Source organism: Alteriqipengyuania lutimaris, from assembly GCF_003363135.1.
GTDB classification, from domain to species: Bacteria; Pseudomonadota; Alphaproteobacteria; order Sphingomonadales; family Sphingomonadaceae; genus Alteriqipengyuania; species Alteriqipengyuania lutimaris.
In genome coordinates, this window is the sequence record NZ_QRBB01000001.1 from 897499 (window position 1) to 921719 (window position 24221).

The 24221-nt window shown below is 65.5% G+C and carries 24 protein-coding genes; 11 read left to right on the top strand and 13 right to left on the bottom strand.

The window, feature by feature from the left end; all coding sequences use genetic code 11:
• Positions 1-67: 67 nt before the first annotated feature.
• Positions 68-1234 (top strand): serine hydrolase domain-containing protein, encoded by a 1167-nt coding sequence (locus DL238_RS04390; RefSeq protein WP_183312840.1) that lies wholly within the window; start codon positions 68-70, stop codon positions 1232-1234.
• A 39-nt stretch (positions 1235-1273) separates the two neighbouring features.
• Here DL238_RS04390 and DL238_RS04395 read toward each other — a convergent pair whose 3' ends face one another.
• Entirely contained in the window at positions 1274-1498 is a 225-nt protein-coding gene (locus DL238_RS04395) for a helix-turn-helix domain-containing protein (protein WP_115491143.1), read from the bottom strand.
• Positions 1498-2127 (bottom strand): hypothetical protein, encoded by a 630-nt coding sequence (locus tag DL238_RS04400; protein WP_115491144.1) that lies wholly within the window; start codon positions 2125-2127, stop codon positions 1498-1500. The genes DL238_RS04395 and DL238_RS04400 overlap by 1 nt, the downstream gene beginning before the upstream one ends.
• Positions 2128-2213: 86 nt before the next feature.
• Here DL238_RS04400 and DL238_RS04405 point away from each other — a divergent pair, with 86 nt between their 5' ends.
• Together DL238_RS04405 and DL238_RS04410 are read left to right on the top strand one after the other, a co-directional pair.
• Positions 2214-2825: an outer membrane protein gene (locus DL238_RS04405; protein ID WP_115491145.1), complete on the top strand. Its 612-nt coding sequence runs from the start codon at positions 2214-2216 to the stop codon at positions 2823-2825.
• Positions 2826-2835: 10 nt separating this feature from the next.
• Entirely contained in the window at positions 2836-3222 is a 387-nt protein-coding gene (locus DL238_RS04410; protein WP_115491146.1) for a hypothetical protein, read from the top strand.
• 13 nt (positions 3223-3235) lie between these two features.
• Here DL238_RS04410 and DL238_RS04415 read toward each other — a convergent pair whose 3' ends face one another.
• Positions 3236-4219 carry an oxidoreductase gene (locus tag DL238_RS04415; protein WP_115491147.1) on the bottom strand — a complete coding sequence of 328 codons (984 nt, stop codon included), beginning with the start codon at positions 4217-4219 and terminating at the stop codon, positions 3236-3238.
• A 29-nt stretch (positions 4220-4248) separates the two neighbouring features.
• Entirely contained in the window at positions 4249-5364 is a 1116-nt protein-coding gene (gene ald, locus DL238_RS04420) for an alanine dehydrogenase (RefSeq protein WP_115491148.1), read from the bottom strand.
• A gap of 193 nt (positions 5365-5557) precedes the next feature.
• Between ald and DL238_RS04425 the strand changes: the two genes are divergently transcribed.
• The gene (locus DL238_RS04425) at positions 5558-6673 is read left to right on the top strand and encodes a substrate-binding domain-containing protein (protein ID WP_115491149.1); all 1116 of its coding nucleotides are present in this window, start codon (positions 5558-5560) and stop codon (positions 6671-6673) included.
• Between the two features lie 192 nt (positions 6674-6865).
• Here DL238_RS04425 and DL238_RS04430 read toward each other — a convergent pair whose 3' ends face one another.
• The 3 genes from DL238_RS04430 to DL238_RS04440 form a co-directional block, all read right to left on the bottom strand.
• Positions 6866-7300 (bottom strand): DUF983 domain-containing protein, encoded by a 435-nt coding sequence (locus DL238_RS04430; RefSeq protein ID WP_115491150.1) that lies wholly within the window; start codon positions 7298-7300, stop codon positions 6866-6868.
• A gap of 306 nt (positions 7301-7606) precedes the next feature.
• Positions 7607-9967 carry an FtsK/SpoIIIE family DNA translocase gene (locus DL238_RS04435; RefSeq protein ID WP_115491151.1) on the bottom strand — a complete coding sequence of 787 codons (2361 nt, stop codon included), beginning with the start codon at positions 9965-9967 and terminating at the stop codon, positions 7607-7609.
• A gap of 96 nt (positions 9968-10063) precedes the next feature.
• Positions 10064-10606 carry a thiamine phosphate synthase gene (locus tag DL238_RS04440; RefSeq protein ID WP_115491152.1) on the bottom strand — a complete coding sequence of 181 codons (543 nt, stop codon included), beginning with the start codon at positions 10604-10606 and terminating at the stop codon, positions 10064-10066.
• Positions 10607-10631: 25 nt separating this feature from the next.
• Between DL238_RS04440 and DL238_RS04445 the strand changes: the two genes are divergently transcribed.
• The 3 genes from DL238_RS04445 to DL238_RS04455 all read left to right on the top strand — a co-directional run bounded on the left by DL238_RS04445 (position 10632) and on the right by DL238_RS04455 (position 12937).
• Positions 10632-11303, top strand: a complete 672-nt coding sequence (locus tag DL238_RS04445) for a YggS family pyridoxal phosphate-dependent enzyme (protein ID WP_115491153.1) — start codon at positions 10632-10634, stop codon at positions 11301-11303.
• Positions 11304-11413: 110 nt separating this feature from the next.
• A complete protein-coding gene (locus tag DL238_RS04450; protein ID WP_115491154.1) occupies positions 11414-12205 on the top strand; it encodes an alpha/beta fold hydrolase in 792 nt (263 codons plus the stop codon).
• A gap of 330 nt (positions 12206-12535) precedes the next feature.
• Positions 12536-12937, top strand: a complete 402-nt coding sequence (locus DL238_RS04455) for a hypothetical protein (RefSeq protein ID WP_115491155.1) — start codon at positions 12536-12538, stop codon at positions 12935-12937.
• A 29-nt stretch (positions 12938-12966) separates the two neighbouring features.
• Here DL238_RS04455 and DL238_RS16320 read toward each other — a convergent pair whose 3' ends face one another.
• Complete coding sequence (locus DL238_RS16320) at positions 12967-13146, bottom strand: hypothetical protein (RefSeq protein ID WP_115491156.1); 180 nt, start codon at positions 13144-13146, stop codon at positions 12967-12969.
• Positions 13147-13195: 49 nt separating this feature from the next.
• Positions 13196-13408 carry a hypothetical protein gene (locus DL238_RS04465; RefSeq protein ID WP_115491157.1) on the bottom strand — a complete coding sequence of 71 codons (213 nt, stop codon included), beginning with the start codon at positions 13406-13408 and terminating at the stop codon, positions 13196-13198.
• A 226-nt stretch (positions 13409-13634) separates the two neighbouring features.
• Here DL238_RS04465 and DL238_RS04470 point away from each other — a divergent pair, with 226 nt between their 5' ends.
• Positions 13635-14615 (top strand): LysR family transcriptional regulator, encoded by a 981-nt coding sequence (locus tag DL238_RS04470; RefSeq protein ID WP_147290990.1) that lies wholly within the window; start codon positions 13635-13637, stop codon positions 14613-14615.
• Positions 14616-14895: 280 nt separating this feature from the next.
• On the opposite strand, the gene DL238_RS04475 is transcribed toward DL238_RS04470, so the two are convergent.
• Both DL238_RS04475 and DL238_RS04480 read right to left on the bottom strand, forming a co-directional pair.
• On the bottom strand, positions 14896-17667 hold the full coding sequence (locus tag DL238_RS04475) for a [protein-PII] uridylyltransferase (protein ID WP_115491159.1): 2772 nt from the start codon (positions 17665-17667) through the stop codon (positions 14896-14898).
• On the bottom strand, positions 17664-19355 hold the full coding sequence (locus DL238_RS04480; RefSeq protein ID WP_115491160.1) for a class I adenylate-forming enzyme family protein: 1692 nt from the start codon (positions 19353-19355) through the stop codon (positions 17664-17666). Before DL238_RS04480 ends, DL238_RS04475 begins: the two co-directional genes overlap by 4 nt.
• Before the next feature lie 137 nt (positions 19356-19492).
• Between DL238_RS04480 and lgt the strand changes: the two genes are divergently transcribed.
• The 3 genes from lgt (at position 19493) to DL238_RS04495 (ending at position 21919) form a co-directional block, all read left to right on the top strand.
• On the top strand, positions 19493-20377 hold the full coding sequence (gene lgt, locus DL238_RS04485) for a prolipoprotein diacylglyceryl transferase (protein WP_115491161.1): 885 nt from the start codon (positions 19493-19495) through the stop codon (positions 20375-20377).
• Positions 20378-20460: 83 nt separating this feature from the next.
• A complete protein-coding gene (locus DL238_RS04490; protein WP_115491162.1) occupies positions 20461-21438 on the top strand; it encodes a class I SAM-dependent methyltransferase in 978 nt (325 codons plus the stop codon).
• 46 nt (positions 21439-21484) lie between these two features.
• On the top strand, positions 21485-21919 hold the full coding sequence (locus tag DL238_RS04495; RefSeq protein WP_115491163.1) for a DUF2147 domain-containing protein: 435 nt from the start codon (positions 21485-21487) through the stop codon (positions 21917-21919).
• A 1-nt stretch (position 21920) separates the two neighbouring features.
• On the opposite strand, the gene DL238_RS04500 is transcribed toward DL238_RS04495, so the two are convergent.
• Complete coding sequence (locus DL238_RS04500; protein WP_115491164.1) at positions 21921-23468, bottom strand: ABC transporter permease/substrate-binding protein; 1548 nt, start codon at positions 23466-23468, stop codon at positions 21921-21923.
• Positions 23465-24220 carry an ATP-binding cassette domain-containing protein gene (locus tag DL238_RS04505; protein WP_115491165.1) on the bottom strand — a complete coding sequence of 252 codons (756 nt, stop codon included), beginning with the start codon at positions 24218-24220 and terminating at the stop codon, positions 23465-23467. The genes DL238_RS04500 and DL238_RS04505 overlap by 4 nt, the downstream gene beginning before the upstream one ends.
• Between the last annotated feature and the right edge of the window lies 1 nt (position 24221).

The window sequence follows — 24221 nt, forward strand, 5'->3', positions numbered from 1 at the left end:
GGCAGCCAGGGTCAATTCACGGAAAAATCGCGAGGCTGCAGGGCACGAAGGGCAGGGATAGGGGATGATGAAGTCCGTTCCACGAAGCGCCCGTTCGCTGCTCGTCCTCGTCGGCGCCTCTCTCATGTCGGCAGGCTGTGCCACGCCAGGCCCGCCCGGCGAAGCTCATGCCGAGATGCGCGGTCAGCGCGAAGCCATCGAACGCGTCCTTGCCGAACATCGGCCGCAAGCGGCCGCGATCGGCATCATCACGCACGGCCATCTCTATCGCGAATACTATTTCGGGCAGGAGCGCGAAGGGGTTGCCGTGAATGCGGACAGCAGGTTCGAGGTCGCCTCGATTTCCAAGATGATTGCCTCAGAAACCTTTCTGCGGATGGTCGCGGCAGGCGACGCATCGCTCGACATGAAACTGGCGGATTACTGGACCGACCCCGATCTTGCCGGAGACCCGCGGCTCGACATGCTCACCGCCCGCCATGTGCTGACCCACAAGACGGGCTTTCCCAACTGGCGCTTTTTCCGGGCCGACGGGAAGCTGGCGTTCGAAGCCGATCCGGGCGACCGCTATGGCTATTCGGGCGAGGGCTTTCAGTATCTCTTCCGGGCGCTCGAACAAAAGACCGGCCTCACCTACCCCGAGATGGTCGAGCGCTATTTGCTGGAGCCGCTGGGGATCGACGACGCGGTCGTGGGCTTCGAAGAGCAGGTCGGCCCGGCGATGGTCTGGAACCGCACGCCGGAGGGCGAATGGCTGCGGCCCGATTGTCGGCCCGGATTCTGCTGGCAGGCAGGCGACTGGTCGGCAGCCGGCGGCCTCAAGATCTCGCTGGAAGATCTGTCGCGGATCCTGATTTCGGTCGGTTCCGCAGATGGTTACGATGCCGCGCTGGCCAAAGAGCGCGACCGGATCGTCACCGATCGCGGAGCCGAGGCAATCATCGATTGCTCGCTGGCGCCGACCCGATGCCCGCTCGCACAGGGCTACGGCCTTGGCATGCTCCGCGTCGATGGCCCGCAGTCCCGCTGGATCGGGCACGAGGGCGGCGACTGGTCGCAATTGACGCTGGCGGTGATCGACCGCACCGACGGCGATGGGATCGTCGTCCTGCTGGCCGGGCCGATGGAACAGAATGTCGGGCTGATGAGCGATCTCCTCGAGCTTCTCGACCCCGACAATCCCTGGACCGTGCGGTTCGCCCAGTGGCAGGCGCAGATCGCTGCGGATCGATAGGCGCGCCGCGCCGTTTCTGCCCGGTTCGTAGCGCCCCCGTCAGTCGGGCAGGTCGTCGTCGGAAATCTCGTAATCGAGCAGGTCGCCCGGCTTGCATTCGAGATAGCGGCAGATCGCGGCCAGCGTGGCGAAGCGCACCCCCTTCACCTTGCCCGATTTGAGCAGCGAGAGATTGCTTTCGGTAATGCCGATCGCGGCCGCCAGCTCGTTCGAGCGGACCTTTCGCTTGGCCAGCATCACGTCCAGATTGACCACCACCGGCATCAGACGATCTCGGCCAGATCGCGCTGGGCGCTGTGTCCTGCGTCCAGTGCCCACACCACCGCCATCGTGGCGAACGCCAGCAAGGAATGCAGCAGCAGCGGTCCGCCCTCGACCTCGATCGCGTAGCCGGGCCCGTAGGGAGTGCCGGGGAGCAGCAGCACGCTTTGCAGCAGCCCGATGACCGGTGGCGCGAGCGCAGCCGCCAGTGCCGCCCAGGCGACCAGCCGCAGCCACTTGATTGCCGCGCCAATTCCCCTGGAAGTGCCGAAGCTGCGCAGTGCCATCGCAACACCGAACATCAGCGCCGCGAAGGGCAGGCTCGACAGGATCGACAAGAGCGCCAGCCCGCCGTGGATGGGCACGCGATCGAGGTGATCCGCAAAGCTTTCTTGCGCAGACGGTGACGCGGCGACCTGTGCCCGCACCTCATCGTCCAGCACCGCCAGAGCTCCATTTTCGAACGCGCAGTCCCGATCGCTTCCGCACTGCCAATTCGTCAGCGGATCGCCGGTGATGGCGAGAAGGGCGATGGGCGCGGCCAGCGCGATCGCGGCGATGAGGCCGAAGAACAGCGCCGCCCAGCGACAGGCGCGTGCTCGGCGCGGAGGAAGGTCATATCCGTTAGGCATGAATATCTTTTCGTTTTACAGAAAGAAATGTCCGTGTCAGAAAAACCCTACGGAGCGAATCGTCGATCCGCAACGAAGGAATTTCGATGGGCCTTTCTTCCCCCTTCCGCACTGCCTGCGCCGCCGTGTCCGTCGCCGCAGCTTCGCTGGTCCTCGCGCCTGCCGCGCACGCGCAGGAGGTGCCGTTCGAAGGCGCCTACGCCGGGCCGCTGGTCGGCGTACTCGAACACCATTTCTACCTCGAGCTGACCGACGAGCAGACCGGCGCGAGCGACGGCGGATACACGCGCGACTGGGACATCGGCGGCGGTGCGATGGCGGGGTACGACCTGGCCGTGAGCGATCGGGTGCGGATCGGCGCCGAAGTCTCGCTGCTGAAAGGTGGCGGGTCGCCCGAGATTTTCCTCAACGGCGGCCGCTACCAGCAGAACGAACGGTTCGGCTATCGCGCGACCGGGCGGCTTGGCGTGGTCGCGGCCGACCGGGCGCTGTTCTTCGTCAAGGGCGGCTTCGGCGGCGATCGCTATGCGATCGACAACTCGGCCGGTGTGGAGGACGCGCGCGAGTGGCGAACCAGCTTCGTCGTGGGGGCGGGCGCGCAGGTCAGGCTCGACGAGCGTATCGACCTTCGCGTCGAATACGAGCATCTTGATAGCTCCGCCCACGCGTTCTTCGTCGGGTTGCCGATACGGTTCTGAGGAGACAGCGATGCTCGCTTACCTGGCACCCGTGCTGCTGCTCTCGCTCCAGGCCCCAACGACGGAGCCCGGCACCGCGCAGCAGCCATCCGCCGACGAGGATGCGCCCATCGTCGTCACCGCAGAGCGTCTGCGCAAGTTCCGCGCGCGGGTAAAGACCCGCCGCAAGACCGGCGAGGTCTATTGCGACATGCGCCGATCGAGCGGCGACGCCGCATTTGACCGCGCATTGTGCGGTCAGCTGGTCCGGTGCCACGCCGTCGTCGATCGCTCCTCCGCGGTGCGGCAGGTCAAGGCTGGCGACGGCTCCCGCAAGGAGCTGGAGCGCGCCGGGACGATCGAATTCGAACGCTGCCTCGCGCCATTCTTCGAAAGCCACGGCATCGATAGAGAGTAGGCGCGGCGGCCCCTCACACTTCCGCGACCATCTCCTCGCTCATCGCCCACAGGCGCTCGGCGCTGTCCTCGTCCACCGCGTAGGGCTGGACCTTGTCGAACCGGCTGGGCTCATCCGCGTCCGCCAGTGCGGCGATGTCGCAATCCTCGCAATATTCGCCGCCGCGGTTCTTGAGCGCAGGGCTCGTCGCGGCCCACAGCGTGGTCGAGGCGCCTTGGGTCACGCTCTTGAACATCTTGGCCGCGCGTTCGGACGGCTCGCCGTCCTCGTTCATCCAGCCCATCGCGACCATCTCCTCTTTATCGAGGTGACGCTGGAGCGGCGTCATGATGCCGCCCGGGTGGACCGAGAAGGCGCGTCCGCCGTGTTCGGCAAGCCGCTTGTTCATGCCCACGGCAAACAGCGCATTGGCGGTCTTCGCCTGGCCGTAGGCTTTCCACTTGTCGTACTCGCCATCGGTCCAGTGCGGATCGTCCCAGCGGATATCGCTCAGCTTGTGGCCGGTGGAAGACAGCGCAACGAGGCGCACGTCGCTCCCCGGCTGCTTCGCCGTCTTCTCAAGCAGCGGCATCAGCGCCGTGGCCAGCGCGAAGTGGCCGAGGTGGTTGACCCCGAACTGCTGTTCCCACTCCGGGCCGACCCGGGTGAGCGGGCAGGCCATGATCCCGGCATTGTTGATCAGCAGGTCGAGGCGGTCATGCTGCGCAGCAAAGTCCGCAGCAAACTTGCGGACCGAGGCGAGGTCGGCGAGGTCCATCTCCATGATGGACACATCGCCCTGAACGTCCGCGAGGTTGCCGACCGCCTTCGCGTGGTTGCGCGCGGGCACGATCATCTTCGCACCCGCACCGGCGAGGCCGCGAACAGTCTCGACACCCAGCCCCGAATAGCCGCCGGTGACGATCGCCACCTTGCCCGCCAGGTCGATCCCTTCGAGCACGTCCTGCGGCTCGCTCGTCCGGCCGAAGCCCGAATGGGTGGGGCGCTGGTCCGGCATCGTCGTTCTCCCGTGTCGCCGGCGACTCGTCAGATGAGCGCCTTGCCGACCGGAACGTACTCGTAACCGAGGTCCTCGGCGACCGCCTTGTAGGTCACCTTGCCGTCCCACACGTTGAGCCCTTCGGCGAGGTGCGGATTCATCCGCATCGCGCCCTTCCAGCCGTGGTCGGCGATCTGCAGCGCGTGTGGCAAGGTCACGTTGTTGAGCGCGTAGGTGCTGGTGCGGGCGACCGCGCCCGGCATGTTGGCGACGCAATAGTGCACCACGCCTTCGACCATGTAGGTCGGGTTGTCGTGCGTGGTCGGCTTGCTCGTTTCGAAGCAGCCGCCCTGGTCGATCGCGACGTCGACCAGCACCGCGCCCTTCTGCATCCTCGTGAGCAGTTCGCGCGTGACGAGCTTGGGCGCCGCCGCACCGGGAATCAGCACCGCGCCGATCACGAGGTCCGCGCCCGACACTGCGTCTTCGAGATTGGCCGCGTTGGAGAAGCGCGTCGCCGCGCGCGCTTCGAAATGCGTGCCGACCTTTTCGAGCACTTCGGGATCGCGGTCGAGGATGGTCACGTCCGCGCCGAGGCCGACCGCCATCTGCGCGGCATTGAAACCGACCACGCCGCCGCCGATCACCACGACCTTGCCCGGCATCACGCCCGGCACGCCGCCGAGCAGCACGCCGCGCCCGCCATGCGCCTTTTCGAGCGCGTTGGCGCCGGCCTGCACGCTCATCCGCCCGGCCACCTGGCTCATCGGCTTGAGGAGCGGGAGCGAGCCACGCGGGCCGGTCACGGTTTCGTAGGCGATCGCGGTCACGCCCGACTCGACCAGATCGACCGTCTGTTCGCGGTCGGGGGCGAGGTGCAGGTAGGTGTAGAGAATCTGGCCTTCGCGCAGCTTCTTGCGCTCGTCCGCCTGCGGCTCCTTCACCTTCACCACCATTTCGCATTCGGCGAAGATCGGGTCGGGGCCGTCGACGATGTGCGCACCGGCGGCTTCGTATTCGGCATCCGTCGCATCGATGCCCAGACCCGCCCCGCTCTGGATCCAGACCTCGTGCCCGTGGCGGGCCAGCTCGCCCGCGCTTTCGGGCGTCAGGCCGACGCGATATTCGTGGTTCTTGATTTCCTTGGGACAGCCGATGCGCATGGGGGAACAAACCTCTGTGACGTTACGTCGCGCTCGTTAGGTTGGCGCGCGTTGAACGGCAAGGCATAGCGGGTGCTTGCGATGGGGCGAGCATCGCCTATGGCCATCGCAGGCGGTCACGCACCTGTCACATCGCGCCGCTACGCGGGCCCGATTTGCACTGCCTGACGAAGAGAAGAGAGGCGTTTTTCCCATGAAGTTCACGCATGTTCTGGCAATGGCGGCAGCCGCCGGGCTGACGCTCACCGGCTGCGACAGCTCGGGTGGCTCGCGCGAGTCGATCCGCGCGGTCGGATCCTCCACCGTCTATCCCTTTGCCAAGCTGGTTGCCGAAAGCTTCTCCCGTTCCAATCCCGACATGCGGTCCCCGCTGATCGAATCGACCGGCACGGGCGGCGGCATCGCGCTGTTCTGCCAAGGCGTGGGCGCCGACACGCCCGACATGGTCAATGCCTCGCGCCGGATGAAGGTGAGCGAGTTCGAGACCTGCCAGTCGAACGGCGTAACGGACATCACCGAAATCCAGGTCGGGCTCGACGGGATTGCCTTCGCCAGCACCGAGGGCGGCATCATGATGAACCTGACGCCCGAGATCGTCTACGAGGCGCTGGCCGCCAATCCCTACGGCGAAGAGCAGACCAACGAGACGTGGTCCGACATCGATCCGTCGCTGCCCGACACGCCCATTCTCGTTTACGGCCCGCCCTCGACCAGCGGCACGCGCGACGCGCTCAAGGAACTGGTGCTGACGCCCGGTTGCGAGAGCAATGCCGACATGGCCGCGCTGAAGGAAAGCGACGAGGACGCGTTCGAGCGGACCTGCACCGAGGTGCGTTCGGACGGCAAATATGTCGACCAGGGCGAGCAGGACAACCTCATCGTCCAGAAGATCCAGGGCAACCGGAACGCCGTGGGCATCTTCGGCTATTCCTACCTCGAGGAGAACGAGGGCCGCGTGCAGGGCCTGCCGATGAACGGGGTCGAGCCGACCTACGAGAACATCGCCAGCTTCCAGTACCCCGGTGCCCGGCCGCTCTACGTCTACGTCAAGCAGGCGCATCTCGAGGCCATTCCGGGGCTGCAGCAGTATCTCGACCAGTGGATGGAGATGTGGGAACGCGGCGGGCCGCTGGCCGACATCGGCCTCGTCGCGCTGCCGGGGTCTGCCGAGGAGCAGAATGCCGACAAGATCCGCAATCACACCGCGCTGACCGCGGCCGAACTCGAAAGCGAGACGCGGATCGACGAATATCGCGCCGGTGCTGGAGCCGGTGCCGAAGAGGAAGGGGCGGAGACGCCCGCCGAATAATCTTCACGCCGGTGAGGAAAAAGGCCGCCCGCTCTGGTTCGAGCGTGGCGGCCTTTTTCGTCCGGAGCGATGGGCGCTGCGTGCCCGCATGGCGACCAGGGGCGGGGTGATGGGACCGATTGCGCGGGGGTCGGAGGAGCTCCAAGGGCGCCGCGCGCTACCGCGCCCGCCCGTGGCACGGCGCGAGGCGTATCACTCGCCGCTTTCGCTGCGCTTCTTCTCGTCCTCGCGGGCGTGCATCTCCGCCCAGAGCTTCTCGGTCCCCGCTTCGACCGAGCGGTTGACGTATTGCGATGCGACCAGCCAGCCCTTGATCGGGCGCAGCGGCAGCAGGCAGCCCAGAGTCATCACGGGGATCGCGATCGCCAGCAGCACCAGCACGGGCGGCTGGACCGCGACCTGGAACCAAACCATCAAAAACGTCAGCGGGAACGCGACGAAGCACAGCGAGAAGAACGCCGGGCCGTCATCGGGCGAGGCGAAGCGGTAATCCAGCCCGCACACATCGCACTTGTCGCTGACCTTCAGCCACGACTTGAACATGTCGCCTTTGCCGCAGCGGGGGCACAGGCCCTTCCAGCCGGACTTGAATATCCAGGCGGCGTGTTCGTTGATCTCGGGTTTCATTCGTCGCCTTTCGGGTCTTGCCCCGCCTTGTGTCCGGACAACTCTGACGTGTGCGGGCATGCCGCACAATTGCATTGAAGCGCAGGTCGATTGCACCCGAAGCATGTGCCTCGGCAGCGATGCCCACTGTCCTGCAATCCGGTTCCAATATAGCTTGCGTGCCGCTCCTTGAACCGTCGATCCCTTGAGAATCTCCCTGCGGAGGGAGCCGGAGTTTTCTCTCCTGAGCAGTGTGTCAGGTGTGCCGGGACCCCTACATGGCCATGCCGCCGCTGCGCGCCCGCGATTTCGCGGTCCGCGCCCGCGCTAGAGCGGGTTGCCCTCCTTGTCGCGGTAGACGTCGCGGCGCCCCACGTGGTTGGCGGGGCCGACGAGGCCTTCGCTCTCCATCCGCTCGATCCACTTGGCGGCGGTGTTGTAGCCCACGCCCATCTGCCGCTGGAGCCAGCTGCCGCTCGCCTTCTGGTTCTCGAACACGACCTGGCAGGCCTGCCGATACTTGCGCTCGTCCGGATTGTCGCTCGCGGTGAGTTCGTCCTCGAAGGCGAAGCCGCCGCCGCTCTCGGGTTCCTCGGTGACCGCGTCGACATAGGCGGGCTCGCCCTGCTTGCGCCAGTGCTCGGCCACGGCCTCCACTTCCTCGTCGCTCACGAAGGGGCCGTGGACCCGGGTCAGGTTGCCGATATTGGGCTTGAACAGCATGTCGCCCTTGCCCAGCAGCGTTTCCGCGCCCTGTTCGCCCAGGATCGTGCGGCTGTCGATCCGGCTGGTCACCTTGAAGCTGATCCGGGTGGGCAGGTTGGCCTTGATCACGCCGGTGATGACGTCGACCGACGGGCGCTGCGTCGCCATGATCAGATGGATGCCCGCTGCGCGCGATTTCTGCGTCAGGCGGCGGATCAGGATCTCGATATCCTTGCCCACCACCGCCATCAGGTCCGCGAGCTCGTCGACGATCACCACGATCAGCGGCAGCTCTTCGTAGTCGAGCTCCTTCTCCTCGACGATCTCCTCGCCGGTTTCGGGATCGTAGCCGGTCTGGATGCGGCGGCCGAGCGGCTCGCCCTTGGCCTTGGCGGCGCGGACACGGTCGTTGAAGCCGGTGAGGTTGCGCGCGCCGACCTCGCTCATCTTGCGATAGCGCTGCTCCATCTCCTCGATCGTCCATTTAAGCGCACGGATGGTCTTCTCCGGCTCGGTGACGACGGGGGAGAGGAGATGCGGAATATCCTCGTAGCTCTTCAGCTCCAGCACCTTGGGATCGACCATGATCAGCCGGCATTCGGCAGGCGTGAAGCGGTACAGAAGCGAGAGGATGATCGTGTTGAGGCCGACCGATTTACCGCTGCCCGTGGTCCCCGCGACCAGCAGGTGCGGCATCGCGGCGAGGTCCACGATGATCGGTTCGCCCGCGATGTCCTTGCCCAGGATGATCGGCAGGTCGCCCGGTGCGTCGACGAAGTCGGAACATGCGGCGAGCTCCTTGAAGCCGACCATCTGGCGTTCGGCATTGGGCAGTTCGATGCCCATCACGGTCTTGCCCGGGATCGTGCTGACGCGCGCGGAAATCGCGCTCATGTTGCGGGCGATGTCTTCGGACAGGCCGATGACCCGCGCGGCCTTGGTGCCGGGTGCGGGCTCGAGCTCGTACATCGTCACCACCGGGCCTGTGCGCACCGCGGTGACCTCGCCCTTCACGTTGAAATCGTCGAGCACCGATTCGAGCAGGCGCGCATTGCGCTCCAGCGCCTGCCGGTCAAGCGGGACGATATTCCCCTCGCCGCGATCGGACAGCAGATCGAGCCCGGGCAGCTCGAAATCGGCGAACATGTCCTTCTGCCGCGTGATCGCATGGGCATCGGCCTTGCGCGCCGCGGTCTTCGGGTCGACGATCCTGGGCGCGCGCCGTTCGGGCGCAGGCTCGGCCGCGGGCGGTTCGGTCACGTCGCGCATCGCGGGTTCCGCGCGCTTCGCCTTGCGGACCTTGGGCTTCGCGGGTGCGGGCGCGGCGCGTTCGCGGGCCAGGCCGCGCGGCATGCTGGGCAGGGTCAGCAGCCCGCGCCAGTCGATCGCGAAGACGCGCGCGACCAGCATTGCGCCAGCCGCCAGCATCCCGAGCGCGACGAACAGGATCACCCATCCCGACGCGCCGCCCGCGATCCGTGTCGCGACCGCTTCGGTTGCGCCCGCGCCCAGCAGGCCGACGAGGCCACCGGCCCCCGCCGGCAATGCCATGGCCACGTCCGACAGGCCGAGCGCGACCACGCTCGCCAGCAAGGCCATCGCCAGCAGCAGCAGGCCGAGCGGGCGCCACCAGCGCGTGTGCGCAGCCGCGCGATCCTCCTCGTTCGCGGCGCGCCACAGGCTGCGCGCGCCGATATAGAGCAGCGGCAGGACGAGGACCGAGGTCCAGCCGAACGCGAACAGCGCGCGCTCCGCCGCCCAAGCCCCGGCGATGCCCATCCAGTTGCCCACGGGGCCGTCGGGCGCGGCGGCGGTGGAGGGGCTGGGGTCGGTCTGCGTATAGCTCGCGAGCGCGAGTGCGAGGAACACCAGCCCCGCGAAAAGCATCAGTGCGCCGGCCATCTGCAGCGCACGCTTCAGCGACTCGCGAAACGCCGCGCGCCAATCGACCTGTTCGGTCGTTACGAGTGCTCTGCTGGCCATGGCGATGCCTTTCGGGGCATGGGAATGGGGACGGAACGCATCATGAATCCTCGGGGAGTCCCCCGTCAAGGAAAATGGCGCCTGCCGTGGCGAGCTTCAGGAGAGTCCGTCGATCGCCGCCCAGCGCGTCACGCCGAGGTCGCTCGCCCGCTCGGCCGTCATGCCGCCGAGCGCGATTACCGGGAGGCGCGTCCGGCCCGCCAGCGCGCGGAAACCCTCCGGCCCGAGCACCGCGCCGCCCGGATGGCTGCGCGTGGGGTAGACGGGCGAGAGCATGATCGCGTCGGCGCCCGCAGCCTCCGCCGCCGCGATTTCCGTCGCGTGGTGGGCCGTGGCGATCCTGATTTTCGAGTGCAGCATCGGCGCAGCATTACCGATTGCATCGGCCGGGCCGTAGACCCCCTCGGCCTCCCAGTCCCGCACAAGCTCGGCCGCACCCGACAGCACCGCCAGATGGTTTTTGCTGCGGCATATGCTGCGCAGCATTTCGAAGCGTTCTCGCCGCCGGGCCTCATCCAGATGATAATGCCGGAACACGAAACCCGAACCTTCGGGCAGGCGCACGAGGGCATCTTCGAGCGCCGCATCGTTGCGCGCGTCGGACAGAAGCCACAGGTCGGGGAGGGGCTGGATCGGCATCGCATCCCCGCTATAGCGGCGCGCGATGGATAGCGCAGCAGCCCTCGAGCAAGTTCACGAACGGATCGCCCACGCGTGCAGGATCGCCAAGCGTGAGCGTAAGGACGTCGACCTCATCGCCGTCAGCAAGACACGCCCTGCGGAGACGATCGAGCCGGTGCTTGCCGCAGGCCATCGCCTGTTCGGCGAGAACCGCGTGCAGGAAGCGGCGGACAAATGGCCCGCGCTGCGCGAGCGCTACGACGGCGTCGAACTCCACCTGATCGGCCAGCTGCAATCGAACAAGGCGGAAGATGCCGCCGCGCTGTTCGACGTGATCCACTCGCTCGACCGGCCCAGCTTGCTCAAGGCGCTGGCGAAGGCGTACGACAAGCTCGGCAAGCGCGTGCCGTGCTTCATCCAGGTCGACGTGGGCGAGGAAGAGCAGAAGGGCGGCTGCGCGATTGCCGACCTGCCAGATCTGATCGAGCGGGCGCGCGATGCCGACATCCCGATTGCGGGCCTGATGTGCATCCCGCCGCAGGACAAGGAGCCAGCGCCGTTCTTCGCGTTGCTGGGCGAACTGGCACGGCGCCACGAGCCCGAGCCCGGTACGTGGGGCCTCAGCATGGGAATGAGCGGCGACTACGAGACTGCGTGTCTGCTCGGCGCGACGCATATCCGCGTCGGCTCCGCGCTGTTCGGCGAGCGGGGGTGACGGGGCGGGGGGGCTACTTCCGGGCCGAAAGCGGACCGCCCGCGTTGGCCTCACCTTGGGAGATATAGGCATCCCCGGGCCTATAAGTCGGTGCGAGACGTTACCACTGCATGACCATGCACTACACGCGCACGGGGCGCGGAAAACCCCTCCTCCTTGTCCACGGACTGGGGGCAACCTGCGGCTCGTGGGATACGATCTCGCCTGCGCTTTCTCAAGTCAGGGAGGTAATTGCCGTAGACCTGCCCGGCCATGGGCAGACACCCGAAGAGGCCGACAGCGGCACGTTCGACGGGCTGGCGCGCAGTCTGGACGACTGGCTCGGCGCGGAGAATCTCACAGGCATCGATATGGTGGGCAGCTCACTGGGTGCTCGCCTGGTGCTCGAGATGGCACGGCGCGGCCAAGCGGGCGCGGTTGTCGCACTGGATCCGGGCGGCTTCTGGCAGGGGTGGGAGCGCACCTTCTTCAAAGCCACCCTAACGCCATCGATCGCTTTGGTTCGCGCGCTGCGACCCGCGCTTTCTGCCATCACCGGAAATGTCGCAGGCCGGACCGCGCTCATGGCCCAGCTCTCTGCAAGGCCGTGGGCGCTCGATCCGGCATTCGTTGCGCGTGAACTGAAGTCATTGGCTGATACGCGCACCGTCAATTCGCTTGTGAAGAATCTCGCCAACGGCGCAATGCAGGAGGGCCCTGCGAAAACGGCTGCGCCCGTTGTCATCGGCTGGGGACGCAAGGATCGGTTGTGTCTACCGCGGCAGGCGGATCGCGCGATCAAAGCCTTCCCTGAAGCGACGCTGCACTGGTTTGAGCGTAGCGGACACTTCCCGATGTGGGATCAGCCAGAGGAGACCGTTCGCGTGGTTCTGGATGCAACGGGCATTTCTGAATCGAAATAATACTGCAACTGGGCGGTAAGTAAATCGGGGGCCTATGCAGGGGCTGGTCCCATTACGAGGTCCTTTGTTGGGCCGGGAGCGGACTGTCCGCCTTTGGCGAAAGCCGACGAGCCGCGGACATCCATTCGGCTTCGATGGTCTGTGCCAGAAGAAAGCAACAGGAACGTCGCCACAACGCTTGCAAAAAGGAGAAGCCCATCGTGTGCCATCGTATGGGTATTGCAATTCCGACTTCGCCATTTAGGCTACCGGCACGATGCTGTGTCGCGCTATCTCCAAACATTTTTTGGAAGAACACCATTGGAAAGACAGTTCGCAGGTCAGCGTTGGATGTTCCAGATAGGGAACAGTTTGGTTAAAGTCGACAACGCTTACGACTCTAATAATTGGGGTAAAGAGCGACTGTTAGTCAATGACGAGGTCGTAAAAGAGAGCTGTGGTAAGGATCGGACGCAGCAAATTTTCGAGGAGCCCTGGCTTACGCCAGACGGGGAAGTCGAATTCACAGTCAAATTGAAATCCGGCTTTTTCAGCGTTGGTTGCTACGCCGTAATAGGAGAGAAAGAAGTAAGCGCGGATAAGTATTTCGAAGCCATGTGGTTCAGCGAGGGGGACGCATGGCCCGAAGAGGACGCCTGGCTCGAAAAGGCTGTGCCCGGATCTGCGACCGAAAAGCCGGTTGGGCTCTTGCCCAGGCTTCTCAAGGCCATAACTTCAAAGAAGGGGTGGTAAGGGGGATGAGAACCCCCCTTACCTGATTGTCAGTCATCCATGACCGCACTTGCGACCGCTACCGCGGCCACGAACGCTCCGGCTGCAATCTTCTTTCCGGTAGCGGATGTTGCGGCAGCTTTGGCACCCGCCCAAAGAAGCGCCCCGAGCGGTAGGGCTCCACCACCGACAAGTTCGACTTCGTGCGTGTCCAATTCGACGATCTGCATTCCATTCTGTGGCATTGGCATGATTTCCTGTTCTCGTGTGGCGCGATCTTTAGTCTATGGCTTTGGCGATCTCTTTGACCGCTTTCGTGAAGGCAATACCGGTGGCAGTGCCCGCCGCTGCCGCGACGCCATAGCCTATTGCCTTGCCTACCAGGTAGGCTCCGACTGGAGCGAGGGCACCGTTGACGGAACCAACCTCCTCGAAGGTCAATTCCTGGATTCCAAGGGCGGGGGAGAATTCTGAATGTTCGAGATACGACATTTTGTCTCCAATTTTCTTGAGTTGATTTGTCGCTCTGGAAACTTTTTTCTGAAGAGGGCCATATTCACATTAGTAATCAGAGCGCCTTCTGGATGTGAAATTCCCCTCCGCGGGTCAAATACATGTTATCATAGCCACTCATAGGCGTTCCCTATGGGAACGGACATATCGGCTGAAGCTGGCGGGGTGTGCGGTCTACGTGATCGACACATTTAGGAGAGTTCGATTGCCCACCCTCAAGCAGCTGGAGTATTTTCTCGCGGTGATCGATCACGGCGGCGTCGGTCGCGCTGCAAGAGTGCTGAATGTTTCGCAGCCGAGCCTGAGCCAGCAATTGAAGGAACTCGAGCGACGACTCGGGGTGAAACTGATCGAGCGGAAGGCTGGCAAAAACCACACAACCCCGATCGGACGTCTGATCATCGATGATGCACGGGCGATGGCCGCAAGCGCCGAACGGATACGCAGGACCTGTTCCGAGGGCGCGCGGGGGGGTATCGGCCAGCTTAACCTCGGCGTCACGCCAACGATCGGCCCCTATTTGATGCCGGAGGTGATCAGAACCATCAAGGCGCGCGACATGGAGCTCGAGTTGCGTATCTTCGAGGGCCTTCCGCACACTGAGATCGACTTGCTCAGAACCGGTGAGCGCGACATCGTCATTGCCCAGGATGTGGACTTCGCGCACGACTTGTCGAGAGTGGACGTTGTATTCGAATCCTTGTTTTTCGTGGCCTCGAAACAGCATAGGCTGGCAAAGCGGAGCGAGCCTGCGCAGATGTCCGACCTGATCGGGGAACAGCTCTTGTGCATGGACGTGAACCACCCACTGGGCAGGCAATGCTACCTGATCGCCGAGCAAATCGGCATGATACCGAACACTTCGTACGGGGGAACAAGCCTCGACACGCTTCGCAAGATGGCCGGCGTGGGGCTTGGCTTGGCTCTTCTTCCCGACCTTTATCTAAGGTCGGAAGGCGTGAACATGGTCCAGACCCGGCGCCTTGAAGTAGCGGACTGGACGGTGGGGCGCGAGATCGCGGCGTATTGGAGACAGGAGGGTGGCAATAGCCCAATTTTCGACGTCGTGACCGACCTGTGCAGAGAAGTCGCGACCTCCATGATGGAGTCCGAGTCGGCTACCGGGGCGCGCGCGTCATTTCACGCTGATCGCGGCGCGCCCGCGGCGCGACAAATCGAGGTATGAATGCCACCGGTGATCCAGCTGCACCAAAGACGACGAAAAGTCCGCTTTCGAAAAGTGTAGGTTTGGGCTGGATGACGGATAAGGGCGCGCGAACCCGCCATTCGCCTCCCACCCCAGTGGCCCCTCCACGTTTTCCTACTCGCCAACCCGGTGCTAGCGTCGCTGGCCCGCTCTTTCACATCGTAATCCGCGACGTCTTCATGCGCGCTTCTTCACACGCACTGCGCTGTATGTACTTCATCAACTTGCGTTTCGTGCAACCGGGCGTCGCCCCGGGTTTTCAGGCTGGCTCCAGCTCCGCCTGGCGCGCATCGCTGGCCGCGTCCACCAGCGCAGTGCGGATCGCGGCGAGCCTTGCGGGATCGACGATCTTGTCCCCGGTCAGGTCGGTCACGTAGAACGTATCGGCCGCCCGCTCGCCATAATGCGTGACATGCGCCGAACGGATCATCGCCTGCTGTTCGAACAATCCGCGTGCGAGGCGGTTGAGCAGGGCGGGGCGGTCGCGCGCTGCAACCTCGACCACGGTGAAGCGGTGCGACGCTTCGTTATCGAATGCCACGGTCGGCCGAACTTCGAACGCGTCGGCGCCGCGTCGCGGTAGCGGACGCTGGGCGAGCCTCGGCACGAGGCGCTCCCCGCTCTCGAGCGCTTCGGCGATGCTGCGCTCGATCCGCTCGATCTGGTTGTCCTCGCCGAACGGACGCCCGAGCGGGTCCTGCACGAGGAAGTTGTCGATCGCGTAGCCGGTGCGCGTGGTGTGGATCCGCGCGTCGATGATGTTCCCGCCGACGAGGTGGATCGCGCCTGCGATGCGCATGAAAATGCCGGGGTGGTCGGCGGCGATCACGGTGACGAGCGTCGCCCCGCGTTCCTCGTCGGCCTCGCAATGCACCGACAGCGCGTGGCCGAGTTCGCGCGCGACCGAATATTGCACCAGATTGCGTGCCGCGATGTCGGGCGGTTCGGCGATCCAGTAGGGCGCGGTGAACAGGTCGCCCAGATCGTCCATCAGCGCGTCCTTGTCGCCCAGCGCCGCGCGAACCGCTTCCTTCTTCGCCGCGACCCGCTCCTTGCGCCCGCGAGTCACGTGCCCCAGGCGCAGGCGCTCGTGCGCCAGATCGTAAAGCTCGGTGATCAGCTGCCCTTTCCAGCTGTTCCAGGTGCCAGGGCCGACCGCACGAATATCGACCGAGGTAAGTATTGCGAGCTGGCGCAACCGCTCGAGGCTCTGCACCTCGGCGACGAAATCCTCGACCGTCTTGGGATCGGCGAGGTCGCGCTTGAAGGCGGTGTGGCTCATCAGCAGGTGCTGGCGGACAAGCCACGCGACCAGCGCTGTCTCATCCTCGTTCAGCCCGAAGCGCGGGCACAGGCGCTCGGCCACCTCGGCACCAAGAACAGAATGGTCCCCGCCACGGCCCTTGGCGATATCGTGCAGCAGCGTGGCGACGAATTGCGCGCGCCGGCTCTTGAGCTTGTGAATCTCCTTGGTCGCGCGCGGATGCTCGTCCGCCAGCGCGCCCTTTTCGATCTGGTTGAGGAAGCCGATGGCGCGGATCGTGTGCTCGTCCACCGTATAGTGGTGGTACATGTTGAACTGCATCTGCGCGTTGACCCGCCCGAAGTCGGGCACGAAGCGGCCGAACACGCCCGCCTCGTTCATCCAGCGCAAGACCATTTCGGGATCGTTGCGCCCCGCCAGCAGGTCCAGGAAGACCGTATTCGCGTGCGGGTCCTCGCGCACCTCGTCGTTGATCAGGCCGCTGTCGCGATCGGCCTGGCGCATGGTACGCGGATCGATTTCCAGCTGCTCGGTCTCCGCAATCTGGAAGATTTCGATCAGCCGCACCGGGTCCTTGCGGAACCAGTCGTCGCTGGGGGCCGACAGCTTGCCCGCGAAGACGCGGTAGCCGCGCAGGGTTCTCGGTTTCGCGGTAAAGCCGGCGAGCAGTCCGCGCCGTGCCCGCTTCTTGGCGAACTGCTGCTCCAGCTCGCCCAGGAAGACGCCGGTCAGCGAACCGACCCGTTTCGCCTGGACGAAGTAATATTGCATGAAGCGTTCGACCGCGCTCTTGCCCTGCCGGTCGGCAAAACGCATCCGCCGCGCGATTTCCTTCTGCAGGTCAAAGGTCAGCCGGTCTTCCGCGCGCCCCGTGATCTCGTGCAGGTGGCAGCGCACGGCCAGCATGAACCCCTCTGCCCGGCGGAACCTGTGATACTCCTCCGGCGTGAACAGCCCGGCGTCGACCAACTCCGCTGCGTCGCGCACGCGGTGGATGTACTTGCCGATCCAGTACAGCGCCTGAAGGTCGCGCAGGCCCCCCTTGCCTTCCTTCACATTGGGTTCGACGACATAGCGCGTGTCGCCCATCCGCTTGTGCCGCTCGTCGCGCTCGCGCAGTTTTTCGGAGACGAACTGCTTTTCGTGGCCGGTGACGACTTCGGCATAGAAGCGACGGTTGGTCGCTTCCCACAAGTCCTGCTCGCCCCATACGAAGCGCGATTCGAGCAGGGCGGTGCGCACCGTCAGGTCGTCGCGCGCCATGCGGATCGATTCATCCGGCGTCCGCACCGAGTGGCCGACCGTCAGGCCGAGATCCCACAAAAGGTAGAGCATCGCCTCGATCTGGGCGACGGTCGCCTCGTTCGGCGACTTCGCGCACAGGAAGGCGATGTCGACGTCCGAATGCGGCGCCATCTCCTCGCGCCCGTAACCGCCGACCGCCAGCACTGCGATCGGGCTGGCCGCGTCGGAGGGGGCGATGTGTTCGACCGCGTAATCGTGGATCAGCCGGACCAGCTGGTCGAGCAGGAAGCTGTGCCCCCCGGTATGCGCATGGCCCGCCGAGGGCTTCTCGGCGAGACGATGCGACAATTCCTCGCGCCCCGCGTCGAGCGCGCGACGCAGGATCGCCAGGACCGCGTCCCGATTGCTTGCACCGCCCCCTTGGTCGCCACCGCCACGCTCGCCGATTTGCTCGGCGATTTCCTGGGCGAGACTGCGCCGATCGATGATGGCGCGCTGGTTGGAGAGGGGCGGTGCGCTCAAGCTTCCGTGTGAACCTTCGAATATTGCTCGCGCAGGGCCTTGCGGTCGATCTTCTGCGTGCCAAGACGCGGCAGCGCCTCGGTCTCGCGCCAGATGTGCGCCGGGCGTTTGAATTTTGCGAGCTTGGTTTCGAGAAACGCGGCCAGCTCGTCCTCGGTAAGATTCGCGCCCGCGCGGGTCAGGTAGACCGCGCCGACGACTTCGCCGTAGCGCGGATCGGGCAGTCCGAAGACCGAGCATTCGGCGACATCGTCATGCGCATAGATCGCATCCTCGACCTCGAGACAGCTGATGTTTTCGCCGCCGCGGATGATGATGTCCTTCTTGCGATCGACGATGAACAGATAGCCATCCTCGTCCAGCCGGCCAAGGTCGCCGGTGCGGAAATACATGTCGTCGGTGAAGGCCTGGCTGGTCGCCTCGCGGTTGTCCCAGTAGCCGAGGAAATTGGCGACCGTGCGAATGCAGATCTCACCGATCTCGCCGGTCGGCAGCTTGGCGCCCTTTTCGTCGAGGATCGCGAGGTCCACCAGCGGGCGGCTCGCCTTGCCGGTGCTGGAAGGCTTGGCGAGATAGTTCTCGTTGAAATTGCCGCAGCCGATCGCGTTGGTCTCGGTGAGGCCGTAGCCGAGCAGCGGGAAACCGCCGGGGAAGGCCTTGTGGATGGCATCGACATGGTCGACCGGTCGCGGCGCGCCACCGGCGGCAAACGAAGTACAGCTCGACGTGTCGTATTTGTCGCGATCCGGGTGGGTCGCCATTTCGTAGCTCATCAGCGGCACGCCGGTGAAGTAGGTCACCTTCTCGCGGTCGATCAGCCGCAGCGCCTCGGTCGCATTCCACTTCTTCATCAATACCAGCTTGCGGCCCAGCGCAAAGCTCTGGAGGAAGACCGGGATTTCGCCGGTCACATGGAACAGCGGCACGGCGACCAGCGCGCATGGCTGCAGCGAAGGCGCGTCTCCCTTCTTCGTCATGTAGCTCAGCGCCATGAGGCTCTGCACGACATAGCTCATGACGCCGTGGATCACGCCGCGGTGGTCCGAATAGGCACCCTTGGACCGGCCGGTGGAGCCCGAGGTGTAGAGCAGCGTCGCGTAATCGTCGGGTGAGGGCATGGGGAGCGGCGTTGCGGCGGGATCGCCCCAGACCGAAATCAGGCCTTCGGCCGGATTGCAGTCATGCGTCAACGGCAGGATCGTCGATCCGTGGTCCGTCCCTTCGAGCCGTTCGGCACGCTTGCGATCGGCGAGTACCGCGCGGCAGCCGACCATCCTGATCGCATCCGCCATTTCCTCGCCGCTGGAAAAACCGTTGACCAGCGCGGCACAGCCGCCGGCCATCACGATACCCATATAGGCGACTATCCAGTTGGCAGAGTTGCGCGCGGCGATCCCGATCCGGTCGCCCTTGACCAGCTTGTGCTGCGACAGCAGGCCCGCGGCCACGTGGCGCGCGGCATCGTAGGCTTCGCCGAAGGTCAGGCGGCAGCCATCGTCGACCAGGAACTCGACGTCCTTATGCTGCTCGCAATAATGCGCGAAGTAGTGCGCCAGGCTGGGCGGGGCATTCTTGAACGCGGGCATCGTTACGCCGTTGCGCGTGAAGGGCACTGTCTCGGCGGGGCCGCCGGGGGCCACCAGCGTGTCCATGATGGTATCCAGCGTAGTGTCGAGCTCGGTCGGCATGCATGTCCTCTCTTCTCGCGCGCGCTCTTGGGCTGCACGTCGCATTGTCCCTTTTGTCTGCCCCGTCACTGTGCCAATGCAACCCGCACCGACGCAAGACTGGACCGTTCAGGCGCTATCTCTAAGGGGTCGACGAGATGCTGTCACTACTGGCCGAGGCCGCCACTCAGCCGATCTACTGGTCCGACCTGGGCCTGACGCCGGGCATCGACCTCGGTATCTTCACGCTGCGCTGGTATTCGCTCGCCTACATCGCGGGCATCGTCCTCGCCTATTGGCACCTCACGCGCATGATCAAGGCGCCGGGCGCGCCGATGGCGCAGCCTCACGTCGACGACCTGCTGTTCTACTGCACGCTCGGCGTGATTTTCGGGGGGCGGCTGGGCTATGCGCTGTTCTACCGGCCCGAGCTGTTCGTCGATTTCAGCTACGATGGGTGGATGCCCTGGGGCCTGCTGCGCCTGTGGGACGGCGGCATGAGTTTCCATGGCGGCGTGATCGGCGTGGTTCTCGCGCTGCTGTGGGTCAGCCTGCGCAACAATCTGAACTGGTTGCGCGTGGCGGACTATATCGCGGTCAACGTGCCCTTCGGGATGTTCTTCGGGCGGCTGGCGAACTTCGTGAACGGAGAGCTCTATGGCCGCCCGACCGATGTTTCCTGGGCAATGGTTTTCCCGTCGGACCCGACGGGCCTCGCGCGCCATCCGAGCCAGCTCTACCAGGCGGGGCTCGAAGGGCTGGCGATGGCGGCAATCATGCTTTCGCTGTTCTGGCTTACGAAGGCGCGGTGGAAGCCAGGCGTGCTGGTCGGCGTCTTTACCGCAGGCATCGCGACAGCGCGCTTCATCAATGAATTCTTCCGCCAGCCCGATGCGCACCTGACCGAATTCGCGGCATCGACCGGCCTGTCGATGGGCCAGTGGCTGAGCATCCCGATGATCCTCGTCGGGCTGGGCGTGGTCGTCTACGCGCTGTCCAGCAAGCGCGACCGGGCTCCTTCGGGCATGGCGAGCGAATCCTGAGCGAAGGGCGGGCATCGCACGACCTCGCCGAACGGTTCCGGCGGCTGATCTCAGCGCACGGGCCGATCCCGGTTGCCCGCTTCATGGGCGAGAGCAACGCGCATTACTACGCAACGCGCGATCCTCTCGGCTCGGGAGGGGATTTCACGACTGCGCCCGAAATCAGCCAGATGTTCGGCGAACTGGTGGGCCTGTGGCTGGCCGACATCTGGTCGCGCGCGGGCGCGCCGCCCGATCCGCTCTACTGCGAACTGGGCCCGGGGCGCGGCACGCTGGCCGGCGATGGCTTACGCAGCATGGCGCGCTTCGGCCTGGCGCCGCAGGTCCATTTCATCGAGGGATCGCCCACGCTGCGCAGCTTGCAGGCGCAGGCGGTACCGGGCGCGCAATTTCACGAGGACCTCACCAGCGTGCCTGAGGATCGCCCGCTGCTGCTGGTCGCGAACGAGTTCTTCGATGCGCTGCCGGTGCGCCAGCTGGTGCGGATCGAGGATGGCTGGCGAGAGCGGATGGTCGGCCTGGGCGACGACGGCGCGTTCCGCTTCGTGGCGGGCGACCAGCCGATGCATAGCGCGGTCCCACCCGAACTGGTGGATGCCGACACCGGGACGATCGTCGAGACCTGCCCCGCGGCGAGTGCGATCATGCACGAGATCGCGCGGCGGCTCGTGACGCAGGGAGGCGTGGCGCTGATTATCGACTACGGCCACCTCGGCCGGCGGACGGGCTCGACGCTCCAGGCGATCAGGGCGCACCGCAAGGTCGACCCGCTGGCCGAACCAGGGGCGGCGGATCTGACCGCGCATGTCGATTTCCCGGCGCTGGCGGACGTCGCGCGGCACGAGGGCGCGCGGGTGCTGGGCAGCGCGACGCAGAACGAATGGCTGACCGCGTTGGGGATCGACGCGCGGGCAGGCGCGCTGGCGAAGGCCGCCCCGCATCGCGCCGAAGAGGTCGAGGCCGCGCGCAGCAGGCTCGTTGCGCCGGAGCAGATGGGCGCGCTGTTCAAGGTGATCGCCTTCGCGGACGAGGCGTGGCCCGACGGTTCGGGGCTGAACTGACCGTTCAGGTCGCGGAACGGCGCGCCCGGATATTGGTTCGAACGCTATGAAGAAAACTCTTCCGACCATGCTCGCGGGTGCCGCCACCATCGCCGCGCTCGCCGTCCCCGCACTTGCCGCCGACCCGATTTCCGGGCGGTGGGTGACCGAAGACAAGGATGCCGTGATCACGATCGGCAATTGCGGATCCTCCCTATGCGGCAAGATTTCGAAATTCCTCGAAACCCCGCCCGACGGCGCGAACCAGCGCGACGTCAACAACCCGAAAAAGAGCCTGCGTAGCCGCAAGCTGATGGGTCTGCCCGTGCTCACCAACCTGCGACAGGACGGCGACGTCTTTCGGGGCGACATCTATGATCCCAAATCGGGCAAGACCTACGAGTCGATCGTCGAGCGTACCTCCACCAACAGGCTGAGCGTGAAGGGCTGTGCCCGGGTCATCGTCAAGGTCTGTCAGGAACAGACCTGGACCCGGCCCTAGGCTATAGTCCGACGTCTTCAGCCAACCGGCGCGCGGCCTCGCGCGGGGTCTTCTTCTCGCCATCGGTCCGGTCGACCGAGAAGTTCGCCTCGCGCATTGCATCGACGTTGATGCTGCCCAGCAGCGGTTCGAGCGCGGCCTTCATCCGAGCGTCGTCGGCGCGTTCGGGCGACAGGATGATCAGCGTGTCGTAGCTCGGCAGCGCCTCGCGCGGGTCGTCGAGGATGACGAGGTTGTCCGCCGCGATCCGCCCGTCGGAGGTGTAGGCGCTGATGACATCGGCGTCACCGGACCTGAGCGCGTTGTACATGAAGGTCGGCGAGAAATTGCGTTCATTGGCGAAATTCAGTCCGTAGGCATCGCGCACCGCGAACCATTCGGGCCGTTCGAACCATTCGGGATCGCCGCCCGCCACTAGTTGCGGCGCGGCGCGGGACAGATCCTCGATCGTCTTGATCCCCAGTTCCGCCGCCCGGTCCTCGCGCATGGCGAGGGCATAGGCATTTTCGAAGCCCAGCTTGCCCAGCACGCGCGTGCCCTGAACATCGCGCTCCCACTCGACGATCGCCTCGTACATCGCATCGCGACCGGGGTTGTCGGTCCGCTTCATCTGGTTGGCCCAGATCGTGCCGGTATAGTCGAAATAGAGGTCGATCGATCCGTTGGCGACCGCCTGCGCAACCACCGCCGAACCGAGTCCCTCGCGATATTCGACGTTGTAGCCCGCTTCCTCCAGCTGTTCGCCGACCAGTCGCCCGAGGATGAGCTGTTCGGAAAACTGCTTGGTCCCGATCACGATGGTGTCGCGCCCATCGTCGCTGCTCCAGTCCGCCTGGCTGGCGAAGGCTGCGGCCACGCCTAGCGCAACCGCGATGGCGCCGCCCAGCCACAGCCGCCGGTCGCGCCGCCGGAAGCCCGCCTCGATCGTGCCGAGCAGAGCATCGGCGATGATCGCGAGGCCTGCGCTGCCGATGCAGCCCGCCAGCACCAGTGACCAGTTCTGCGTCTGGAGCCCGGCAAAGATCGGATCGCCGAGGCTCGGCTGGCCGATGGTGGTGGACAGCGTCGCCGCGCCGATGGTCCACACCGCCGCCGTGCGGATGCCCGCCATGATGTAGGGCGCGGCGAGCGGCGCCTCGACCAGTCGCAGGCGCTGCCAGAAGCCCATGCCCACGCCATCCGCAGCCTCGATCACGCCGGGGTCGAGATTGGTCTGCGCGGTCACCGCGTTGCGCAGGATCGGCAGCAGCGCATAGAGCGCCAGCGCCAGCAGCGCGGGCAGGAAGCCCAGCGTGGGCAGCCGCTCGCCGAAGACAGCGCGCAGGCTCAGCAAAATCGGGAAGAACAGCGCCAGCAGCGCAAGCGCGGGGATCGTCTGCACGAGGCTGGCAAAGCCCAGCGCGCCGCGCGCCACCGCCTGGCTGCGGCTCGCCCACACCGCCAGCGGCAGGGCCACCGCGATGCCGAGGCCGATCGCGCAGGCGGCAAGGATGACGTGCTGTGCCAGCACGTCGCCGAGCCCCATCAGCGCGTCCCACACGCCGCTCATGATTCGAGCGCCTTGAGCTTCTCGGCTTGGTGCCGCGGCACCGAGACCAGCTCCTGCGCAACCTCGCCGCCTCTGCCGCTGGCGAGGCTTTGCGGCGTCTCGTCCGCGACGATCCTGCCCTTGTCCATGACCAGCACGCGGTCGGCCAAGATTAGCGCCTCGGCCATATCGTGCGTGACCATGATGGTGGTCAGGTCGAGTTCGTCGTGCAGCGCGCGCACCCGATCGCCCAGGGCGTCGCGCGTGACGGGATCGAGCGCGCCGAACGGCTCGTCCATCAGCAGCAGGGTCGGATTGCCCGCCAGCGCGCGCGCCACGCCGACGCGCTGCTGCTGCCCGCCCGACAGTTCTTCGGGCAGGCGGCCCGCCATTGCGGGATCGAGATCGACCAGCGTCAGCAATTCGCCGATCCGTTCCTCGCCCAGCTTTTCGCCGACGAGCCGCGGCCCGATCGCGATGTTTTCGCCCACCGTCATGTGCGGAAACAGGCCGATCCGCTGGAAAACGTAGCCCATTGTGCGGCGCATTTCGGTCGGGTCGCCGATCGCGACGTCCTTTCCGTCGAGGAGCACGCGGCCCTCGGTCGGCGCGACGAGGCGATTGATCGTCTTGAGCAGCGTCGACTTGCCCGATCCCGATGCGCCGACCAGCGCCACGAAGCTGCCCGGCGCGACGTCGAGGTCGATGCCTGCGAGCGCCTCGGTACTGTCGTAGCGTTTGGTGACGCCTTCAAACGCGAGCGATGATGCCATG

What these genes read in the sequence shown, in the direction of transcription:
- DL238_RS04390 (WP_183312840.1), top strand. Translation starts at nt 68, where the DNA reads ATGAAGTCCGTTCCACGAAGCGCCCGTTCGCTGCTCGTCCTCGTCGGC.
- DL238_RS04395 (WP_115491143.1), bottom strand. Translation starts at nt 1,498, where the DNA reads ATGCCGGTGGTGGTCAATCTGGACGTGATGCTGGCCAAGCGAAAGGTC.
- DL238_RS04400 (WP_115491144.1), bottom strand. Translation starts at nt 2,127, where the DNA reads ATGCCTAACGGATATGACCTTCCTCCGCGCCGAGCACGCGCCTGTCGC.
- DL238_RS04405 (WP_115491145.1), top strand. Translation starts at nt 2,214, where the DNA reads ATGGGCCTTTCTTCCCCCTTCCGCACTGCCTGCGCCGCCGTGTCCGTC.
- DL238_RS04410 (WP_115491146.1), top strand. Translation starts at nt 2,836, where the DNA reads ATGCTCGCTTACCTGGCACCCGTGCTGCTGCTCTCGCTCCAGGCCCCA.
- DL238_RS04415 (WP_115491147.1), bottom strand. Translation starts at nt 4,219, where the DNA reads ATGCCGGACCAGCGCCCCACCCATTCGGGCTTCGGCCGGACGAGCGAG.
- ald (WP_115491148.1), bottom strand. Translation starts at nt 5,364, where the DNA reads ATGCGCATCGGCTGTCCCAAGGAAATCAAGAACCACGAATATCGCGTC.
- DL238_RS04425 (WP_115491149.1), top strand. Translation starts at nt 5,558, where the DNA reads ATGAAGTTCACGCATGTTCTGGCAATGGCGGCAGCCGCCGGGCTGACG.
- DL238_RS04430 (WP_115491150.1), bottom strand. Translation starts at nt 7,300, where the DNA reads ATGAAACCCGAGATCAACGAACACGCCGCCTGGATATTCAAGTCCGGC.
- DL238_RS04435 (WP_115491151.1), bottom strand. Translation starts at nt 9,967, where the DNA reads ATGGCCAGCAGAGCACTCGTAACGACCGAACAGGTCGATTGGCGCGCG.
- DL238_RS04440 (WP_115491152.1), bottom strand. Translation starts at nt 10,606, where the DNA reads ATGCCGATCCAGCCCCTCCCCGACCTGTGGCTTCTGTCCGACGCGCGC.
- DL238_RS04445 (WP_115491153.1), top strand. Translation starts at nt 10,632, where the DNA reads ATGGATAGCGCAGCAGCCCTCGAGCAAGTTCACGAACGGATCGCCCAC.
- DL238_RS04450 (WP_115491154.1), top strand. Translation starts at nt 11,414, where the DNA reads ATGACCATGCACTACACGCGCACGGGGCGCGGAAAACCCCTCCTCCTT.
- DL238_RS04455 (WP_115491155.1), top strand. Translation starts at nt 12,536, where the DNA reads ATGTTCCAGATAGGGAACAGTTTGGTTAAAGTCGACAACGCTTACGAC.
- DL238_RS16320 (WP_115491156.1), bottom strand. Translation starts at nt 13,146, where the DNA reads ATGCAGATCGTCGAATTGGACACGCACGAAGTCGAACTTGTCGGTGGT.
- DL238_RS04465 (WP_115491157.1), bottom strand. Translation starts at nt 13,408, where the DNA reads ATGTCGTATCTCGAACATTCAGAATTCTCCCCCGCCCTTGGAATCCAG.
- DL238_RS04480 (WP_115491160.1), bottom strand. Translation starts at nt 19,355, where the DNA reads ATGCCGACCGAGCTCGACACTACGCTGGATACCATCATGGACACGCTG.
- lgt (WP_115491161.1), top strand. Translation starts at nt 19,493, where the DNA reads ATGCTGTCACTACTGGCCGAGGCCGCCACTCAGCCGATCTACTGGTCC.
- DL238_RS04490 (WP_115491162.1), top strand. Translation starts at nt 20,461, where the DNA reads ATGGGCGAGAGCAACGCGCATTACTACGCAACGCGCGATCCTCTCGGC.
- DL238_RS04495 (WP_115491163.1), top strand. Translation starts at nt 21,485, where the DNA reads ATGAAGAAAACTCTTCCGACCATGCTCGCGGGTGCCGCCACCATCGCC.
- DL238_RS04500 (WP_115491164.1), bottom strand. Translation starts at nt 23,468, where the DNA reads ATGAGCGGCGTGTGGGACGCGCTGATGGGGCTCGGCGACGTGCTGGCA.
- DL238_RS04505 (WP_115491165.1), bottom strand. Translation starts at nt 24,220, where the DNA reads ATGGCATCATCGCTCGCGTTTGAAGGCGTCACCAAACGCTACGACAGT.